Raw genomic sequence first — 1,038 nt, forward strand, 5'->3', positions numbered from 1 at the left:
CAGGGTGTGCTTCATACACGTCTCCATGCAGGCGACCTATTCGGTATAATGGGGCTGCTTACCAACAACAAAGTTCGTTTCCCGGTAAAAGCTATTGAAGACACCCTACTCTACTGCATTCCGGTCGAGGTGTTTCAAGAGATCTACGACAACTTCGACTCTTTCGCCGATTTTGTTGAAGTAGAAAACAGCGCCCGCTTGCGCCAAACCATTTCAGAAAACAAAGACGCAAACGACTTAACCACCTCTAAAGTCAAGACCCTACTTACTGGCGATGCCCCGACCATAAACCGCGGCCAAACAATCCAACAAGCAGCGCAGTTAATGGCTCAGGACAACATTTCATCACTCTTGATTGTCGACCCCGATTTTGTCCGTGACGAAGATGATCCGCAATCGCCCGTTTTAGGCATCATTACTGACCGAGATTTATGTACTCGAGTGCTTGCAGAAGGCTTGTCTCCTCAAGATGATGTTTCAACAGTCATGACGACGGAAGTGATCTCTCTCGACCATAATGCTTACATCTATGAAGCCATGCTAACGATGTTACGCTACAACGTGCATCATCTGCCGGTGGTCAAAAATCAACTACCGATAGGCATCATCGAAACTACCGATATTGTTCGTTATGAATCGCAAAACTCACTGCTTCTTGTAAGCAGCATTTTTCAGCAGCAAAGCATCGAAGATTTAGCGACAGTCGCAGAAGAAGTCAAAAGCAGCTTCGTACGTCTGGTTAACGAAGACGCCAATTCACACATGGTTGGCAGCGCGATGTCGGTAATTGGCCGAAGTTTCAAACAGCGTTTATTGGAGCTGGCAGAAGAAGAACTCGGTGCGCCTCCGATTCCTTATTGTTTCCTCGCATTAGGTTCAATGGGACGCGACGAACAGTTGCTGGTTACCGACCAAGACAACGCCATTATTCTGGACGAATCCTATCAAGAAGAGAAACATGGCAAGTACTTTGAAGATCTCGCCAAGTTTGTCAGTGACGGCCTTGACGCTTGTGGTTACAAATATTGTACCGGTGAC

At 46.9% G+C, this 1,038-nt stretch carries 1 protein-coding gene; it reads left to right on the top strand.

The genetic code is table 11. The annotated features are described in order from the left end of the window. Positions 1-1,038: DUF294 nucleotidyltransferase-like domain-containing protein (locus R7E00_RS25150; protein ID WP_318124931.1), on the top strand; the 1,038-nt coding region annotated here is incomplete at both ends.

This window comes from Vibrio sp. Vb1755, assembly GCF_033338635.1.
In the GTDB taxonomy this organism is placed as follows: domain Bacteria; phylum Pseudomonadota; class Gammaproteobacteria; order Enterobacterales; family Vibrionaceae; genus Vibrio; species Vibrio alginolyticus.